The following is an 18,117-nucleotide window of genomic DNA, read 5'->3' on the forward strand; positions in this document are numbered from 1 at the left end:
GAGCCCCGCCCGCATGACCGCCGACGCCCTTGGCTACGTCCTCATCGCACTAGCCGTCCTCAACCTCGTCGGCCTCCTGCTCGTGTTCAAGCGCCTCGGCAACACCCCCGCGCCCGTTCCAGCCGCCGCCCCCGAAGCCGCCGCCAGCGAACCAGCCGCCTCGCCGCTCGCACCCGCCATCGAACCCGACCAGCTCGCCGGCATGCTGCGCCGCCTCGAGAACCGCCTCGGCGACATCGAAGACCAGGTTCGCCGTGGCCCCAACGTCGCGCTGTCGTCCGAGCCCGGTGGCACCAGCGACCGATCGCTCGCACTGGCACAGCGCCTCGCACGCCAGGGCGCTTCGCCGAAAGACATCGCCGAGACCTGCGGCATTTCGTTGACCGAGGCCGAACTGCTGCATCGGTTGCACTCGGGGCGCTGATCGGCCGGGCAGGGAGATCGCGCGCAGGCGCACTCCTACACTGGGCGGGGTGAACGGATTTTGCGACGCGGGTCACATGTTCGTTCGGTCGCAGGAAAACTCAGAATTCTTCTATTCCAGGGCCATCGCGCCCACCGCTAACGTCTGCACCCCCTCACGCGGAGTGCTACATGACGACAACATCAGGCGGGTTTTTCCAACGCACATCCTGGTCGCTCCCATGGCGATCGCTGGCGCTGGTTGCGTGCTGCACGGTGCCTCAACTGGCAAACGCGACGCAGCAGATCGACGTCCAGCTCAGCTCACCCTACCTCTACGACAAACAGCGCGCCTCGATCATCCACGTGGAAATCGCGAACGTGGGAGACGAAGACGTCTCGCTCCTTCTGTGGGACACCCCCTTCGCCAAGGCCGCAGGCAGGCTTCCCAAGCCCCTGTTCGACGTTACCGATATCCACGGGAAGGAGCTTCGTTATGCCGGTCGCTGGGTAAATATAGGGCGCTTACATCTCGACGACTTTGTCGTGCTCCATCCGGGCGAGCGTCGCTCGGGCGATGTAGATCTGCGTCCTGAATATGACTTCGGCAACGGCGGCGCGTTCGCCGTGCGCTACACGCTTCCCCTCGGTCGTGAGCCTGATCCCAGCAACGTGACTCCGGAGCAGTATGCAGCCTTCCGGCGCAATACCCTGAGCGAAGTAACGTCGAACGAAACGCTGATTCTCATCGATGGTCCCGTTATCCGGTCCGCTGCTGTCAACGATAACGAGTGCCGCCAAGACCAACTCGATGTCATCTACTCGGCGAAGAGCCTCGCCTTTCAACGCACCTACGACGCGTCGGCTTACATGCACAGCCGCTACCCGTACGTAAAAGGCAGCGACGGTAAATACCACACCGTATTCGAGCCCCATCCACGCTACGAGCGTTGGTTCGGCTCACACGGCGAAGGTCCCGTACCAGGTGATGAAGATTGGAAGGACAGCGACAATGGACATGCGTACATAGCGCTAGACCGAATCTGGAGTCGCATGCTCGGTGGCGGCGGTAGTCAGTTCAAACCGCAGTGTGGATGTCCCGGATATCCCCCCAATTCAACCGCATGGGCGGAGGAGGATTCTCGTTACACCGTCCATTTCTGCGATCTCTTTTTCAAGTTGCCAGAGAAGGGCTGGCCTGCGTCTCGAATGGGTGTCGTAGCCCATGAATTTTCGCATTTCACCGATGGATATAGCGCGAAAGACTACGAATACGGAGTGCGAGACGTCGAAGAGCTGGCGAAAAAAGATCGATGGAAAACTGTCCGCAATGCAGACTCGTTTGAGTTCTTCATCATGGACACTACGCCGTACGACGAGCCGCAGCCTGACGCAGGAACACAGCAGGCATCGGACGCGGGAGTGGAGGCAGAGTCACCGGCTCTGGATTAACCAGGTCATTTCTTTCAGGGGATCCTCAGTCACGTGAGGATCCCTAATTCATTCAAGGTGCCGCGGCTGGACTACGGCCAAACGGAGTCGCTCACACGCGGTAGAGGGCGGCTTACCGCTCAGTTCGTCGTTGTTGCGTAAGCAAGAAGCTCCGAATCCTTCCATTTCGAAGAACATGTTTCGAAAGTAAGGTATGCACCCATCCAGGGAAGGCGACATGAGTAACGTGCCAAGAATTTTTTCGATCCACGGCTTGCTGATTAACGCTTTTCGGGCGGTCGTCGTGGTGGCATTCTGCACCGTGCCGCACATGGCGCACGCCGGCCAGCGGCTCGACGTACGAATCAGCTCACCGTATCTCCACGACAGGCAGCGTGCGTCGATCATCCACGTTGAATTAGCCAACGTTGGTGACGAGGATATCTCGATCTTCTTGTGGGAGACCCCGTTCGTACAGATCCCTAAAGGTCTGGCCCGGCCCTTGTTCGACATCACCGACAGCGTCGGAAAGAGGGTTGACTACATAGGCCGATCCGTCAGCGTCAAAAGGGTCGACCTGACGTCGTTCATTACGTTGCATCCCGGCGAGATCCGTTCGCGGGACGTCGACCTTCGCCACGAATACGACTTCGGCAACGGCGGCGCTTTCGCTGTCCGCTACACGGTGCGCCTGACGCACGAGCCCGACCTCGACGTGGTCGGGCCGGAGGCGTTCGCGGCGTTTCACCGAAACACCCTTGAGGAAGCCACGTCCAACGAAACCATCATCCTCATCGACGGCCCCGTCGCACGCCCCGCGCCCCCACCCCTGTAGGAGCGCGCCCGCGCGCGACCCAGTCCCGCCGCAGGCCAGCCCCAGCGCCGCCTACCGCTCCAGCCGATAATTCAAACTGGCCCGGCTGAAGTCCGTCGCGTTCTGCGCTTCGAAGTTCCAGCGATGGCTGAACAGATAGCGCAGCGTAATCACCTGGCCCGGATCGAACAGGCCGACGCCGTAGCTCAGGTACAGGCGCGGCGAGAGGTATTTGCCGACGGTGAAGGCCGACGTGCCGCCGAGCGCATCGTTGTTGCTCACGCCGATGTCGTCCACGCCGATGCGCGAACCGACGCTCTTGGCCAGCAAGTCACCCGCCGCCGATCCGAGCGCCTGCGCGGCCGCGCCCACCATGTTGCCTTCGCCACCCTTCACCTGCGACAGCGGCTTGCCGGTGACGAGGTAGGAGAGGGCGTCGGACTGCTCCATCACCGGGTTGGAGAACACGGTGAGGATCGGACGGCGTGCGGTGCCGGACACATACAGGCCGACCTTCTGACCGTCGTCGATGGTCGCGTTCGGATTGAGCGTACGCGCTGCACGAATATTGATGGCGGGATTGTCGATCGGAGTGCTGGCGAACAACAGCTGGCCCGATTCGATCTTCAGGTCCTGCCCGTAGGCCTTGTAGGTACCGTCGACGCCGATCTGGCCCTGGCCCGTCGTCGCGCGGCCGGGCCGCTCGCGTACGTCGAGCTGGCCGGTGATGCGACCGTCGATGCCGAAGCCGACCAGATGGACCTTCTGGCCGAGGTCCACGCGGATGTCCGCGCTGATCGGCGAGGCTTCGGCGGCGGCTTCCTGCGCCTTGTCGTCGACGACGACGACATCGGACGAGGCCTTGGTGGCGCCCGCGCCCGGGAGCTTCTCGACGTTCACGTCGGCGAGGTCGATGCCGACCTTGCCGGTGACGTTCATGCCCTTCGCGTCCTGCACGATGGTGAGGTCGGGCGAGACGATCGCCTTGGCGGCCGGGATGTCGACCGCCGTGAACTTCGAGCCCTGGATGCCCAGGCGCATCTGCGCACCGGCGCCAAGCGCCGCGGTGCCCTTGATCCCCAGCGTGCCCTCGCCCGAGGCGATGGTGCCGTCGACCGCGTAGTTGGTGGCATCGGTGGTGCTGACGCTGAAGCGGCCGTCGTGCAGTTTCAGTCCAGCGCTCGGCACTTCGCCAGCGAAGCCAGCGACCACGGCCTGGCCAGTGATCGCCGGCGTCGCCACGGTGCCACCGAGGTTGAAGCTGGCATCGAGGCCGCCCTTCACCGAGGCCAGCTCGGTGGTGAACAGCTCGATCACCGACAGGTTCTTCAGGTGCAGTGCGATGTTGCCGCCCAGTGCCTGCTGGGCACCGGTGACCGATACGTTGCCGGCAAGCGTGCCGCCATCGTTGAGCGACGCGTTGACCGTCACGCGCTGGCTATCCGGTGCCAGCTGCGCATTCACCGCCAGGTTGTCGTACACCAGCAGCGGCTGGTCGCTGCGGTCCGGGTAGACCACGCTGCCATGCGGCGAGGCCAGGCTAGCCTGGCCGGAAAGCGCGCCGGCTGCCGTGCGTCGCACGCTGCCGTCGCCTTCGATGAAACCGTCCGCGCGCATCGGCGTGTTGCCGGCTTCCGCCGCCGTCATGAGCAGCGACAGCGGCACGCGACGCAGCCGGTAATTCGCATCGAGGTTGCCGGCCTTGTCCTGCTTCGCCGCGACGCAGAGCAGGGGATCGCCCGCGGTGAGGCAAAGGTCGCTCATGCTCGCGGCGCCATCCTTGAAGGCAAGCTGGCTGGCGTTCTGCAGGCGCCAGCGCGGCAGGCCCTGGAAATCGATATTTAGCGAGGACAGCGTGCCGTTCCACCCGTTGTCCTTGTACGAGCCCGACAGCTGCAGGTCCGTGCTGAGCGGCTTGCCCTTCGCGTCGATCGATAGCTGGTGGCGCTCCTGCGTGCCGTTGGCGTTGACGGCGATGCGCTCGAAAACCATGCCACCGGCGTTGGCGCCCGTGGCCACCACGTCGAACTTGCCACCCGGCGCGCTGACATCCGGGATGTCGGCATTGACGGTCAGGGCATCCACTTTCTGCCCCGCATAGACGATCGCGTTGCCGCGCAGGTCGGCTTTCACGGCGAGTTTGGGTACGTTGCCCTTCGCATTGATCGTGCCCTGCAGGCGACCGCCGGCATCCGGCAACCAGTCACCGAGCGAGGCGATGGCCAGCTTCAGCTGCGCGTCGTTCGACGTATCGCCCTTCGCATCGAGGCTGATGGTGCTGCCGCCCGAGGCGAGGTCCAGCGTACCGTTCACCACCTGGCGTGGCTTGAGCTCGAGCTTGCCGTTGCCGCGTAGCGGACGCTGGCGCAGCGTGCCATCGAGCTTACGCAGCTCCAGGGTGCCGAGCGGCTCGTCGTTGACGAGGCGGCCCTCGGTGGAAAGGTCGAGGTTGAGCGCGCCGCCCCACGCGGCCAGCAGCTGGCCGGGATCGAAGCGATCGCCCTTCATGTCGAGCTTCCAGGCGATGCCCGGCTTCAGCGTGACTGTGCCGCTGGCGGCGAGCACGCCGTTCGGCTGTTTCAGTTCAAGCGTGTGGATGTCGATGACGTCGGGTTTGCCGTTGACGTCCAGGGTGAACTTGCCGAGGTGGTCGGGCGGGCCGATGTCGACGTCGCCCAGCGCGTGGTAACTCTCGTCGCCGCCCTGGAAGCTCAGCTTACCGTTGCTGGCGAGCACCTGGCCGGCGACGTCCTCGGGCACGACCACGTCTTTCCAGGCCAGCGACAGGTCGGCGGTGAGCGGGTTGGCCGCGATCTCGACGGTGCCCTTCGCGGTCAGCGAACCCTTCACCTGCGGCGAGCCGACGGTGAGCTCGTTGAGGGTCAGGCGCTTGTAGTCGTGGTCGAACGCGGCGTCGATCGGCGCCAGGTGCACGCGGTAATCGTTGAGGTCGACGTCGCCATCGAGCTTCGCGCCGTAGCGGTCGCCCGAGCCCTTCAGCGCGAGGCCGAGCGCGATGAGGCTGCTGTCGCCGATCAGCGGTTTCGGGTTGAACGCGGGCGCATCGATCGAGCCGGTCCACGCGTAATCGCCGCTCTGCACGAGGTTGGCGTCGACCTGGGCCACGAAGGGCAGGCGCAGCCGGACGATGGTGTGGGCCTTCGCGCCATCGCTATGCGCCTCGAGGTCGCCCGCGTACTCCACCTCGCCGACCTTCCACTGGAAGCTGGCCTTGCCGTCGCCCATGTAGCCCTTGCCCACGGCAAGGTTGCCGGCGAGGTCGGCCTGGCCATCCGGTGCGCGCAACGCGAGCTTGCCCACGGCGATGCCCTTGCCGGTCCACGAGGCGGCGAGGTCGAGCGAGTTCGACTCGAACAACGGCTGGCCGGCCTGGCTTACCTTCACGTGGCCGATCTTCGCATCGTCGATCACGATGTCGAGCGGCGGCTTCAGCGTGAACGGTTCGGAGGGCTCGTTGGTGTCGGGCTGGCTGGGCGGCAACGCCACGTCGACGTCGCCGACGACGAGGCTGTAGACGTGCGCCGACTTGTGCAGCAAGGCGCCGAACGAAAAATCGACGTGCGCCTTCGCCACGCGCACGTCCATGCCCTTGCCGTCCTTGTAACGCACGCCGGCGAGGTCGAGCGGGCCGGCGAGGCGGCCCTCGGCACGGTCGACGGTGAGCGCGTTGTCCGTGAAACCCTGGGCGCGGGTGAGGGCGAAGCGCAGGCCCGCGGCGGTACCGACCAGCCACCAGACGCCGAGCGCCACGATCAACACCAGGGCGCCGAGCGCGATGCCGGTACGGATCAACCACTTCATGCCGGCGCTCCTCACAGGTCGGGCCCGATGACGACATGCAGGTGGATGCCATGTTCGGTCTTGTCGTGGACCGGCACGGCGACGTCGACGCGGATCATGCCCACCGGCGACAGCCAGCGCACGCCCAGGCCGGTGCCGATCTTCGGCTTGTAATCCGTGCCGGCGAACGCGTTGCCGGCGTCGACGAACGCGGCCATGCCCCAGTTGCGGGTGAAGTAGTGCTCGACCTCGGTGCTGCCCACGAGCAGGTTCTCGCCACCGACCACGCGGCCGTAGGCGTTGCGCGGGCCGATGCTTTCGAAGTCGTAGCCGCGCACGCTGCGGTCGCCACCGGCGAAGAAGCGCAGCTGAGGCGGCAGGGCGCTGAAGTCGTCGGTCCAGGTCTTGCCCGCCGTGCCGCGCAGGATCAGGCGATCGCGGCCCCAGAACGACTGGATCCATTTCGCGTCGGCCATCACGGTCGAGAACCGCGCGTCCGACAAGAGCGTGCCCACCGTGCTGCGCGCGGTCATGGTCAGCGACCAGCCGCTGCGTACGAAGGTGGGGTTGTCGCCCTTTTTCTTGCTGAGCGTGATCTCGGGATAGAGCAGGGTGCTACGGCCGTGCTCGAGGCCCTCGGCGTTGTCGCCTTCGCCGCCGCGCTTGCCGACGGTGAAGGTGCCGGTGAGGGCGTTCATGCCGATGGTGCGGGTCCAGCCGTGCCACAGGCGGGTTTCGTTGGCGACCAGCTGCAGCGTGCGCGACTTCGAGGTGACGGTGTTCGCGTCACGGTAGTTCGCGCCGAAGTTGAAGCTGCGCTGGTTCGGGCCCGGCATGGGGATCTGGTACAGCGTCGACAGCGTTTTCAGGCGCTGCGCCACCACCAGCTCGTTCTTCCACTTGTGCCCGCGGTCGTTGATCCAGCGCTTCTCGATGCCACCGCGCAGGCCGGGGCCGGTGTCGGTGCCGAAGAACGGCCCGCCGGTGTAGATGGTGCGCTTGGCCGGCGCGAGTTCCACGTTGATATCGACGGTGCCGTCCTTCGCGTTGTCGGTATCCGGGATGACGTTGACCACGGCGAAGTAGTCCGCGCCGTTCAACGCCTGCTGCAGCTGGAGCAACTGGTCCTGGGCGAAGTAATCGCCGCTCTTGAAGGGCAGGTAGCGATCGAGGAAGCCGTCGCGGAACTGCGAGTTCTTGAAATTGACGTGGCCGTAGCGGAAACGCTGGCCAGCCTCCCACTTCAGCTCGACCGTGGCGCTGTGCTCGGCGCGGTTCACTTCCACGCGATGGGTCACCAGCTTGGCGTCGAGGAAGCCCGTGGCGGTCAGGGCGCCGCTCACCGCATCGCGCGCGGCGTCGTACTGGCCGTCGTTCATCGGCTTGTCTTTCATGTTCTGCACGCCGCGCAGCGCACGGCGCACGGCCGGCACCTTGCCTGCGTCGCCTTCGAGCGAGACGTTCACCGTCTTCACCGTGACCGGCGTGCCGGGCACCACGTGCAACGTCACCTGCCAGTTATTGCCCACCTGCTTCAGGTCGCCGGTGGCGGTGGCCTCGTAGTAGCCATAGGGGCGCAGCGCGGCCTGGACCTGGTCGGGCGCATTGGCGTAAAGGCGGCGCACCTGCGCGTCGGTAACGTCGCGCGCGGTGTACTGGCTGAGCTCGACGCCCGCGACGACCGCGTTCTTCAGGTTTTCGTCCACGCCGTCCACGTTCAGGACGACGCCCGCGTGCGCGGCGGCAGGGAAGAAGAACCACGGCAGAAGCAGCAGTCCATGGCGTCTTGTGAGGCGCATGAGCGTCCTTCAGGTCGTGGTCCAGGGCCATGCGGGCGGCATGGCTGCCCGTAGAGCGCAATCCGGGCGCTCCGCATGGGCCGTAACTTACCGCGAGGTGGCGTGTAGGTCGAGCGAACGGCTCGACAAAAGTGAACGAGGCGTCAGCCTGCCTCGTCACCCGACTGGTGCGCGATCCATGCGCCGACCATGGCCGACACGTACGGAATCGACTGCGCGGCCAGGATGAACATCCATAGCGTGCTCTCGACATACTGAGTGCCGTAGTGCGTGGCCATGCCGATGATCGCAAGCAACAGCGCGACCGCCATGAGCACTTCCTCACGAACGGGCGAGAAAGCGGCGAAACCGCTGCCACCCATGCGCCGGCTCTTGGCGGTCACCACGAAGGCGGTCTTCTCGCGGGTCAGGCCATGCAGGATGCCGCGCGCGATGGCGTGCGAAAGGCCCATGCTGGCCACCGACGCCATCAGCGTGTCGTACCAGCTACACGGTACGCGTGCGCGGTAGAGCACCACGCCGAAGATGGCCTTGGCGAAGAAGAACCCGATCACCGGGATCATGAACAGCTGCATGGGCAGGTTGAAGTAGTCCGGCGCGGCGATCATGCCGGCGGTCCACAACAGGCCCATCATCGTGAAGATGTAATGCAGCGCGTCGGCAAACCAGCTGAACCAGCCGGTGAGGAAGTGGAAGCGCTGTCCCGCGGTGAGCGGTCCCTTGCGCGTCATCCAGTGCCAGCGCCCCTTGAGGATCTGCATCGCGCCGAAGGCCCAGCGGTAACGCTGGCTCTTGTACGCCTTGAAGTCGGCCGGGGTGAGGCCCTTGCCCATCAGTTCGTCGACGTAGACCAGCTCGTAGCCGGCGTGCATCAGGCGCAGGCCGAGCTCGGCGTCCTCGCAGATCGTCCATTCCGACCAGCCGCCCGTGCCTTCCAGCGCCGAGCGACGGACCATGGTCATGGTGCCGTGCTGGATGATCGCGTTGCGTTCGTTGCGGTGGTGCATGCCGATGCGGAAGAAGCCGTCGTACTCCCATGCCGTCATGCGGCGGAAGCGGTTCTTCTCGAATTCGCGATGGGCCTGCGGGCACTGCACCACGGCCACTTTGGCGTCGTGGAAATAGCCGGTCAGCGTGGACAGCCAGTCTTCGCGCACGGCGTAGTCGGCATCGATGACGGCGACCACGTCGGCACGTTCGTCGGTGACGGTCAGGCCGAAGTTCAGCGCGCCTGCCTTGTAGCCGGGCCACGGCTCCAGGTGGAAGAAGCGGAACTTCGCGCCTAGCTTTTCGCAATATTCTTCGACCGGCTTCCACACCGCCGGATCCTTGGTGTTGTTGTCGAGCACCAGGACTTCGAAGTTCTCGTAATCGAGCGCGGCCAGCGAATCCAGGGTGAGCTGGACCATTTCCGGCGGCTCGTTGTGGCAGGCCAGGTGGATCGACACGAACGGCTGTCGCTCCACCGGGTCGGGCGGCAGCATGCCGGCGTAGCGCACCCATTCGCGCCGCCACAGCACCTCGGTGAACTCGAAGCCGTTGATCAGCAGGATGCCGAGGATGGCGATCTGTGCCGGGAACAACAGGATCAGCATGGCCCAGTCGAAGGGGCCGAGGTAGAAGTTGAAGGGCAGGGTGGCCGACCAGACGATCAGGCCGCAGGCGAGCTGCACCAGCGCCATGAAGAACAGGAGGCCGCCAAGCTTGAAGCGGCGGAACGCGATGCCGAACCACAGCATGGGGATGAAGGCGAGCGCCGAGGCGGCGATGGCCTTCCACGGCCAGTGCACGTCCTCGGTGACCGGGCCGGTGAAGGGGAACTTCAGCTGGCGGTCCGCGTTGAACATGCCCCAGTAGGCGCCGGTGCGGCCCTCGCCGAGGTTTTCCTTCCACGGCTGGTCGATCGCTTCCAGCACGTAGTAGTCGTCGATGCCGTTCCGCTTGGCCTCGTTGAAGAACGAGCGCAGGAAGATGGCTTCGTTGGACACGCTGGGATAGGCCGCCTTGAAGCGGTCGCCGTTGGACGGCCAGCCGATTTCGCCGACGACGATGTGCTTGCCCGGGAATCGCGCGGCCAGGCTCTGGTAGCTGCCGATGGCGTCGCCCACGCCCGCACGGGCGGTGATGCCGTTCCAGTAAGGGAACAGATGGACGGTGATGAAGTCGACGTGGTTGGCCAGTTCCGGGTTCTGCATCCAGACGTGGAACGGCTCGGCCACCGAGACCGGCTGCTGCACGGCGGCGCGCACGCGGTCGAGGTAGCCCATGACCTGCTCGGGCTTGAGGTCGCCGCGGAACAGCACTTCGTTGCCGACGATGACCCGGGTGATGGTTTTCGGATAGCGCCGGGCCTGGGCGATCAGCGCATCGATCTCGCGCTCGTTGTTGTCCAGGCGGGTGTCGATCAGCGCGCCGGCCATCAGGTCCAGGCCTTCCTTGTCGGCAAGGCGGGCCACCTGCGGGTTTTCCAGCATCGAGTAGGTGCGGATACGCGGCGAGTAGCGCTTGATCAGGCGCAGGTCGCTGTCGATCTCCGGATCCGTGGAGACGTCGCCTTTCATCGGGTTCTGGTAGCGCTGGTAGGCCGTGAAGGCGAAACCGGGCACCGGGGCCTTCCAGTCGTCAGGTCCGTTGGGCAGGTTGGCAACCAGCCACAGGCCGATGTTCAGGCCGGCGACGGCGATCGCCAGGATCACCGCGACAAGGATGGGATGCTTTCGGTCGGTCGTGCTGGTAGCGCTCAAAACATTCCCCGGACCGATTGGCCCCCAAGTGGCATCAATGTGAGGTAACCCGGGGAGCTTAACGAACGGTGGGGTATGGCTCAACGCCGGGCTGAACGGCTGGTCAGGCTGGCGACAGAGAAAAGCGGGAGTTGGGGGGTGGGAAGTGGGCGCGTAGCGTCGCGCACCGGGCTTGCGCCCTCACTTCCCACCCCCAACCCCCGCTTTCACACGCTTCTAACTATCAGCGCAGCAGCGAGCGCAGCATCCAGGCGGTCTTCTCGTGCTCCTTCAGGCGGCCCGTGACCATGTCCGCGCTGCCTTCGTCGCCGGCTTCGTCGGCGGCCTTTATCACTTCGCGCGACGTGGCCGCGGCGATTTCATGGCCTTCGACCAGTTGGGCGACCATGTCCTTCCAGTCCGGCACGCCGGATTCTTCCTTGATCGAGGTCAGCTTGGCGAACTGGCTGTAGGAGCCCGGGGCGAACACGTCGAGGATGCGGATGCGCTCGGCGATCTCATCGGCGGCGGTCCACAGCTCGTTGTATTGCACCTCGAACATGTTGTGCAGGCTGTTGAACTGCGGGCCGGTGATGTTCCAGTGGAAGCTGTGCGTCTTCAGGTACAGCGAATAGGTGTCCGCGAGCAGCTTGGACAGCTGCTTTGCAACCGCTTCGCGGTCTTTCTTGGCGATACCGATGTCGATGGCCATGCTGCGACTCTCCTTGGTTTAGCGTTCTGGGATGGAATGTTAACGAGCGCCGGCGTGGGCGTGAAATGAAACGTTCCGATCCCGATGATAGGCACACGCTATCATTGGCGTTCCCATGAGTACCCCGACAACCCCAGCTCGCCATCCACCTGCCGATCCACGCCTGAAAGAGCTGCGTGACGCCCTCTCGCGCGTATCCAGCCGCGATTTCGGCCGCCTGCTCGGCCGCTGGCGCAACCTGTCGCGCAAGCCCGACACCGGCCGCATCGATGCCCTGGCCCAGGACATCGCCACCTCGATGGCCCGGCGTGCCGCGCGTGCCGCGGCCAAGCCGGCGATCTCGGTGGACGCCTCCCTGCCGATCGCCGCACGCGCCGACGACATCATCAAGCTGATCCGCGAGAACCAGGTCGTGGTGCTGGCCGGTGAAACCGGCTCGGGCAAGACCACCCAGTTGCCGAAGCTATGCCTGGCCGCGGGCCGCGGCGAAGCCGGCCTGGTCGGCTGCACCCAGCCGCGCCGGCTGGCGGCACGTTCCGTGGCCGCGCGCGTCGCCGAGGAGCTTGGCACCCCGCTGGGCGACAAGGTCGGTTTCCAGGTGCGTTTCAGCGAGAAGGTCTCCGACCAGGCACTGGTCAAGTTCATGACCGACGGCATCCTGCTGGCCGAAACCCAGTCCGACCCGTGGCTGTCGGCATACGACACGATCATCATCGACGAGGCCCACGAACGCAGCCTCAACATCGATTTCCTGCTCGGTTACCTGAAGCGGCTGTGCGAGCGCCGTCCCGACCTGAAGGTGATCGTCACCTCGGCGACCATCGATACCGAACGCTTCGCGGCCCATTTCGGCGATGCGCCGGTGGTCGAGGTGGAAGGGCGTACCTATCCGGTCGAGGTGCGCTATCGCCCGCCGGGCGAGCGGGGCGAAGGCAACGTGTCGCAGCAGGTGGCCGATGTCATGGACGAGATCACCCGCGAGGATCCGCGCGGCGACGTGCTGGTCTTCCTCCCGGGCGAGCGCGAAATCCGCGACACCCACCTACTGCTCTCGCGCAAGCAGTACCGGGAGACCGAAGTGCTGGCGCTGTACGCCCGCCTGTCGGCGAGCGAGCAGGACCGCGTCTTCCGGCCCGGCCCGAAGCGGCGCATCGTGCTGGCCACCAACGTGGCGGAAACCTCGCTGACGGTGCCGCGCATCCGCTACGTGGTCGATCCCGGAACCGCGCGGGTCAAGCGCTACAGCCAGCGCGGACAGCTCGAACGCCTGCACATCGAGCCGATCTCGCAGGCCGCCGCCAACCAGCGCAAGGGTCGCTGCGGCCGCGTCGGCCCTGGCATCTGCTATCGCCTGTACGAAGAGCAGGATTTCAACCTGCGGCCCGAGTTCACCGACCCCGAGTTGCTGCGTTCGTCGCTGGCCAACGTCATCCTGCGCATGCTGGCGCTGGACCTGGGCGAGGTGGAGGACTTCCCGTTCCTCGAAGCGCCGGATCCGCGCGTCGTCGCCGATGGCTACCGGCGCCTGGCCGAGATCGGCGCGATCGGCGACGACCGCCGCCTGACCGAGATCGGCCGCACGGTCGCGCGCCTGCCGATCGACGTACAGCTGGCGCGCATGCTGGTGGAAGCGCGCCGCCTCGGCAGCCTTGCCGACCTGACGACCATCGTCGCGTTCCTGTCGATCCAGGATCCGCGCGAGCGGCCACCCGAGGCCCGCGGCCAGGCCGACGCGGCACACGCGCAGTTCGCGGATCCGAGGTCCGACTTCGTCGGTGTCATCAACCTGTGGAAGGCACACCTTGCCGCCGCGGAAGAGCTCACCTCGTCCAAATTGCGCGACTGGTGCTCGCGTCACTTCCTCAGCTTCATGCGCATGCGCGAATGGCGCGAGCTGCACCGCCAGCTGGTGCTGGTCATCCGCGAACTCGGCTGGCGCGACGCCCCCGCCGCTCCCGCTGCCCCTGTAGGAGCGCGCCCTGCGCGCGATGCCGCGACCGCGGCACCCGCCTCACACACGCTCAACCCCGACGCCCACTTCGAGGCGATCCACCGCAGCCTGCTTGCCGGCCTGCCTACCCAGGTCGGCCACAAGGACGAGAAGGGCATCTTCCGCGGTACCCGCGAGCGGCGCTTCCAGGTCTTTCCCGGCTCCGCGCTGGCCAAGGCCCCGCCGGCGTGGATCTTCGCGGCGCAGATCCTCGATATCGGCGGCCGCGTGTGGGCGATGATGAATGCCCGCGTCGACCCCGCATGGATCGAGTCCCAAGCCATCCACCTGGTGCGCGCCACGGCGCGCGATGCCCACTGGTCGCGCAAGCGCGGCACGGTGGTGGCTTACGAACAGGTCACCCTGTTCGGCCTGGTGCTGGTCGAGCGCCGCCCCGTGACCTTCCACAAGCAGGATCCGCGGCTGGCCCACGAGATCTTCCTGCGCGAGGCGCTGGTCCGCGGTGAACTGGACAGCCGCGCCGACTTTGTTCGTGCGAACACGCGCGTGCTGGAGCAGGCCCACGACATCGAGGCGAAGCAGCGTCGTGCCGGGCTGTTGCGTTCGGATGACGAACTGGCCGCCTTCTTCGAAGGCAAGCTGCCCGAATCGATCGCCGATACCCGTGCCCTCGACGCCTGGTATCGCAAGGCCGCGCCGGGCGAGCAGGCTGCGCTGCGCTGGACGCTGGCCGACGTGATGGACACTGGCGCCGGCCTGGATCCCAAGGCCTTCCCGGCCTCGCTCGACATCGGCCAGCATCGCTATCGGCTGGAATACCGCTTCGTGCCCGGCGATCCCGCCGACGGCGTCACCCTCAACGTCCCGCTGGCCTTCCTCAATGCGGTGCCGTCGGCACGTGGCGAATGGCTGGTGGGTGGCCTGTTGGCCGACAAGGTGGCCGAGCTCATCCGTGGCCTGCCCAAGCCGCTGCGCCGCAACTTCGTCCCCGCACCGGACTTCGCGCGTGCGTTCGCCGAGGCCGAAAGCGCGCGCGATGAGCCCCTGGCGAAGGCGCTGGCGGCGTTCCTCAAGCGAACCACCGGCGTCGATGTCGATGCCGGTGCCTTCGCCGGGATCGAGCTGCCGGTGCATTTGCAGATGCGCTACCGCGTGCACGACGAAAACGGCCGCACGGTAGCCGAGGGCCGCGACCTGGCTGCGATCCGTGCCCAATGGGAAGGCAAGGCGCGCGAGGCGTTCTCGCGCAAGACCGACATCGAGCTGACCCGCGAAGACATCCTCACCTGGGATTTCGAATCGATCCCGCGCGAGGTCCAGTCGGAAGCCGGCCTGAAGGCGTATCCGGCGCTGGTCGATCTCGGCGAAGCGGTGGCCCTGCGCGTGTTCGAACGCGCCGACGAAGCTGCGCTAGCCCACGTCGGCGGCGTCGAGCGGTTGCTGCGGGGTGCGCTGGCGCCCGAGTTCAAGCGTGCGCGCCGCCAGTTGCCGATCAGCAATTCGCTGTCGCTCAAGTACGCGCCGCTCGGCAGCGTTGATGGCCTACGCGACGACCTGGTCGAAGGTGGCTTCGACGACCTGCTGGCCGACGCATCGCTCAATGTGCGCACACTGGCTGACTTCGAGCACCTCAAGGGCGAGATGGGCCGTGCGCTGTTCGGCGCCGCCATGGCGCGGCAGAAGCTGGCCGAGCCGATCATCGAGGCCCAGGCCGAACTCAAGCCGTGGATGGAGCCGCCCCTGATGGGCTTCGCCAAGGCCAGCTACGACGACCTGCGCGAACAGCTGGCCGGCCTGATGCAGCCGGGCTTCCTGCGCGAGCTGCCGCTGTCGCGGCTGGCGCACATCCCGCGATACCTCAAGGCGATGCGCCTGCGCGCGGAGCGCCTGCGCCAGGATCCGCAGCGTGACCAGTCGCGTATGCTGCAGGTGCTGCCGTATTGGCGCGCCCTGCTCAATGCAGGTGGCACCGCGCTGGATGCGACGGCCTGGGCCGAACTGCGCTGGCTGGCCGAGGAATGGCGCGTTTCGCTGTTCGCCCAGGAATTGAAGACGGCCGAGCCGGTTTCGGCCAAGCGCCTGGCCAGGGCGCTGGAATCCGCACAGGCAAGCACCGCATGAAGACGCCGCCACCCAGCGCAGGGCCCGAAAGCGCGCCGGACACCGCCCCGCGGCTGACGCTCACCGAGCGCGCTCGCGAGGCCTGCGCCGCGCTGCCCGCGACCGCGCGCGGCGAAGCGGAAACCATCATCGAGCTGCTCCGCCAACTCGGCTGCGACGACGAAACCTGCGCTTCGGCGCTGTGGTACACGCTGGCGCGCGGCGTGCCCGGCGGTGCCGACGAAGCCTCGCGCACGTGGCCCGCCTCGCTGAAGCGGCTGGTCGACGGGCAGGCCGAAGCGGAGAAAGTCTGGGCGCTGCATGCGCAACGTGGGCCTGCCACGGGTTCGGAAGGCCTGCGCCGGCTGTTGCTGGCGATCATCCGCGACCTGCGCGTGGTCTTCGTGTTGCTGGCCCGCCAGCTCGCCACCATGCGCACGGCGATGGCCTTGCCCGATGCCGAGCGCCGCGAACTGGCCCAGCTCACCGCCGACATCCATGCGCCGCTGGCGAACCGGCTGGGTATCTGGCAGCTCAAGTGGGAGCTGGAAGACCTCGCCTTCCGCTACCTCGAACCCGATACCTACCGGCGCATCGCACGCTTGCTCGACGAGCGGCGCACCGACCGCGAGCGTTTCATCGCCACCAGCCTCGCCGAATTGCACGCGGTGCTGGACGGCGCGGGCATCCCGGCCGACCTTGCCGGCCGGCCCAAGCACATCTTCTCCATCTGGAAGAAGATGAAGAAGAAGGGGCTGGAGTTCTCCGATCTCTACGATATCCGCGCCGTGCGCATCCTCGTCGACAACGTCGCGGATTGTTATGCGGCGCTGGGCCTGGTCCACAGCCTCTGGCCGCACCTGCCCGGCGAGTTCGACGATTACGTCGCGCGGCCGAAGGGCAACGGCTATCGCTCGCTGCATACCGCCGTGATCGGCCCGGAAGGCAAGACGCTGGAAGTGCAGATCCGCACCCATGAGATGCATCGCGCCAACGAGCTGGGCGTGGCCGCGCACTGGCGATACAAGGAAGGCGGCGGCGCGGACGCGGAATTCGAGGCGAAGATCGCCTGGATGCGCAAGTTGCTCGAACCGCGCGGCGAAGACGATGCCGAGCTCGTCGCGGGCTTCGAAACGGAGTTGATGGAAGACCGCGTGTACGTGCTTTCGCCCAAGGGCGAAGTGATCGACATGCCGCGCGGTGCGACCGTGCTGGATTTCGCGTACCACATCCATACCGAGGTGGGGCATCGCTGCCGCGGTGCGAAGCTCAACGGCCGCATCGTGCCGTTGACCACGCATCCGCGCAGCGGCGATCGTGTCGAGATCCTCACCACCAAGGTGTCCGAGCCGAGCCGCGACTGGCTGTCCGCGCATCATGGCTACCTGGTGACCTCGCGTGCGAAGGAGAAGGTGCGGGCGTGGTTCCGCCGCGAAGCGCACGAGGCGAACATCATCGCCGGCAAGGCGACGCTGGAGAAGGAGCTGCGCCGGCTGGCGGTGGACGACGTGGATCTCGCGGCGCTGGCCACGCATTTCCGCCTGAAGGGCACTGAGGATCTGTTCGTGACGGTGGCGCTGGGCGAGATTTCGCTTGGCCAGATCGCCCGTCACCTGCAGCAGCCGGACGAGCCGGCGTTCACCCAGTCCACCGCGCCGGTCGGTTCGCGCGCGGCGCAGCACGACCGGGGTGCGCTGTCGATCGAGGGCATCGGCAACCTGCTGACCACGCTGGCGCGTTGCTGCCAGCCGTTGCCGGGCGATCCGGTGCGCGGGTTCATTACGCGTGGCCGTGGCGTGTCGGTGCACCGCGCGGATTGCCCGGCGCTGTCGCGGCTGGCGCGGAAGGATCCGGACCGGGTGATCGAGGTGAGCTGGGGCAGGGTGGAGGTGCAGAACTACGAGGTGGATATCGAGCTGCGTGGTTACGACCGGAAGGGTTTGCAGAAGGACGTGGCGACGACGATCAATAACATCGGGCCGCATATCGTGGCCTCGTCGAGCCGGGTGAATACGCGGACGAGCGAGGTGGACATGCGGTTTACCCTGCGTGTCCGCGATTACGAGCAGCTGTCGATGTTGCTGGGTCGCCTCTCGGCGTTGCCAAACGTGACCGACGCCCGCCGCCTCGGCGGCCGCTGAAGCGGTTGCCGCTGGCGCGGCCATGCCGGGCGGCCTCCGGCCGAACCCCCGCCCTGTAGGAGCGCGCCTGCGCGCGATTGCCGTCCGCGCGGCGCTCGGGCTCGGTCGCAGGACAGCCCTCGGTGCCTACCCTCGCTGCTCAGACAGGTCCTCCGCGCTCGATAAGGTTGGCCGCAGCCGCGGCCCATGTACTTATTGCCCTACGGGCGCTCGCTTGTGCGGAACTCGCCTCGAGGGTAGGCA

The 18,117-nt window shown here is 66.4% G+C and carries 9 protein-coding genes; 5 read left to right on the top strand and 4 right to left on the bottom strand.

Going from position 1 to position 18,117, the window contains the following annotated elements:
* Positions 1 to 13 precede the first annotated feature (13 nt).
* The 3 genes from KPL74_00985 to KPL74_00995 all read left to right on the top strand — a co-directional run bounded on the left by KPL74_00985 (position 14) and on the right by KPL74_00995 (position 2,668).
* A complete protein-coding gene (locus KPL74_00985; GenBank protein QWT20598.1) occupies positions 14 to 424 on the top strand; it encodes a DUF2802 domain-containing protein in 411 nt (136 codons plus the stop codon).
* Positions 425 to 594: 170 nt separating this feature from the next.
* The gene (locus KPL74_00990; protein ID QWT20599.1) at positions 595 to 1,854 is read left to right on the top strand and encodes a hypothetical protein; all 1,260 of its coding nucleotides are present in this window, start codon (positions 595 to 597) and stop codon (positions 1,852 to 1,854) included.
* 217 nt (positions 1,855 to 2,071) lie between these two features.
* The gene (locus tag KPL74_00995; GenBank protein ID QWT20600.1) at positions 2,072 to 2,668 is read left to right on the top strand and encodes a hypothetical protein; all 597 of its coding nucleotides are present in this window, start codon (positions 2,072 to 2,074) and stop codon (positions 2,666 to 2,668) included.
* 51 nt (positions 2,669 to 2,719) lie between these two features.
* On the opposite strand, the gene KPL74_01000 is transcribed toward KPL74_00995, so the two are convergent.
* The 4 genes from KPL74_01000 to KPL74_01015 form a co-directional block, all read right to left on the bottom strand.
* Entirely contained in the window at positions 2,720 to 6,469 is a 3,750-nt protein-coding gene (locus KPL74_01000; protein ID QWT20601.1) for a translocation/assembly module TamB domain-containing protein, read from the bottom strand.
* Positions 6,470 to 6,480: 11 nt separating this feature from the next.
* On the bottom strand, positions 6,481 to 8,247 hold the full coding sequence (locus KPL74_01005; protein ID QWT20602.1) for an autotransporter assembly complex protein TamA: 1,767 nt from the start codon (positions 8,245 to 8,247) through the stop codon (positions 6,481 to 6,483).
* 143 nt (positions 8,248 to 8,390) lie between these two features.
* Positions 8,391 to 10,991 (bottom strand): glycosyltransferase, encoded by a 2,601-nt coding sequence (locus tag KPL74_01010; GenBank protein QWT20603.1) that lies wholly within the window; start codon positions 10,989 to 10,991, stop codon positions 8,391 to 8,393.
* Positions 10,992 to 11,214: 223 nt separating this feature from the next.
* Positions 11,215 to 11,682 carry a DNA starvation/stationary phase protection protein gene (locus KPL74_01015; protein ID QWT20604.1) on the bottom strand — a complete coding sequence of 156 codons (468 nt, stop codon included), beginning with the start codon at positions 11,680 to 11,682 and terminating at the stop codon, positions 11,215 to 11,217.
* Between the two features lie 115 nt (positions 11,683 to 11,797).
* Here KPL74_01015 and hrpA point away from each other — a divergent pair, with 115 nt between their 5' ends.
* Together hrpA and KPL74_01025 are read left to right on the top strand one after the other, a co-directional pair.
* Positions 11,798 to 15,754, top strand: a complete 3,957-nt coding sequence (gene hrpA / locus KPL74_01020; GenBank protein ID QWT20605.1) for an ATP-dependent RNA helicase HrpA — start codon at positions 11,798 to 11,800, stop codon at positions 15,752 to 15,754.
* Complete coding sequence (locus KPL74_01025; GenBank protein ID QWT20606.1) at positions 15,751 to 17,874, top strand: bifunctional (p)ppGpp synthetase/guanosine-3',5'-bis(diphosphate) 3'-pyrophosphohydrolase; 2,124 nt, start codon at positions 15,751 to 15,753, stop codon at positions 17,872 to 17,874. Before hrpA ends, KPL74_01025 begins: the two co-directional genes overlap by 4 nt.
* Positions 17,875 to 18,117 lie beyond the last annotated feature (243 nt).

It is taken from the genome of Bacillus sp. NP157, from assembly GCA_018889975.1.
Classification (GTDB): Bacteria; Pseudomonadota; Gammaproteobacteria; order Xanthomonadales; family Rhodanobacteraceae; genus Luteibacter.

Excerpts from the sequence above, each read along its gene's own strand:
- KPL74_00985 (QWT20598.1), top strand. The coding sequence starts at position 14 with ATGACCGCCGACGCCCTTGGCTACGTCCTCATCGCACTAGCCGTCCTC.
- KPL74_00990 (QWT20599.1), top strand. The coding sequence starts at position 595 with ATGACGACAACATCAGGCGGGTTTTTCCAACGCACATCCTGGTCGCTC.
- KPL74_00995 (QWT20600.1), top strand. The coding sequence starts at position 2,072 with ATGAGTAACGTGCCAAGAATTTTTTCGATCCACGGCTTGCTGATTAAC.
- KPL74_01000 (QWT20601.1), bottom strand. The coding sequence starts at position 6,469 with ATGAAGTGGTTGATCCGTACCGGCATCGCGCTCGGCGCCCTGGTGTTG.
- KPL74_01005 (QWT20602.1), bottom strand. The coding sequence starts at position 8,247 with ATGCGCCTCACAAGACGCCATGGACTGCTGCTTCTGCCGTGGTTCTTC.
- KPL74_01015 (QWT20604.1), bottom strand. The coding sequence starts at position 11,682 with ATGGCCATCGACATCGGTATCGCCAAGAAAGACCGCGAAGCGGTTGCA.
- hrpA (QWT20605.1), top strand. The coding sequence starts at position 11,798 with ATGAGTACCCCGACAACCCCAGCTCGCCATCCACCTGCCGATCCACGC.
- KPL74_01025 (QWT20606.1), top strand. The coding sequence starts at position 15,751 with ATGAAGACGCCGCCACCCAGCGCAGGGCCCGAAAGCGCGCCGGACACC.